The 322-nt window shown below is 68.9% G+C and carries 1 protein-coding gene; it reads right to left on the bottom strand.

All coding sequences use genetic code 11. The annotated features are described in order from the left end of the window. Window positions 1-322 (bottom strand): condensation domain-containing protein (locus LG395_RS41020; RefSeq protein ID WP_225814703.1); only part of this gene is annotated, 322 nt, incomplete at both ends.

Raw genomic sequence — 322 nt, 5'->3', positions numbered from 1 at the left:
AGCCGCCACCGACGCCGCCAGGGTGGCGAAATGGCCGGCCATACGCTCGATCGTCGCCCGCTCGAACAGATCCGTCCGGTACTCCAGGGCCGCCAGCAGCTCGCCACCCGACTCGGCCGCGGTCAGCTGGAGATCGAACTTGGCGTCCTGACCGCCCACGCCGACCTGCTCGACCGTCAGTCCGGGCAGGCTCCACGCGTCGTCGTCCGGGGTGTTCTGGAAGACGAACATCGTCTGGAACAGCGGGTTGCGGGACAGGTCCCGGTCGGGAGCCAACTCGTCGACGAGGCGTTCGAAGGGCAGGTCCTGGTGGTCGTAGGCG

The organism is Streptomyces spinosus, from assembly GCF_020400655.1.
Lineage (GTDB): Bacteria > Actinomycetota > Actinomycetes > Streptomycetales > Streptomycetaceae > Streptomyces > Streptomyces argyrophylli.
Note: the sequence above shows the minus strand (reverse complement) of the source record. Positions and strands in the feature narration are given on the sequence as shown.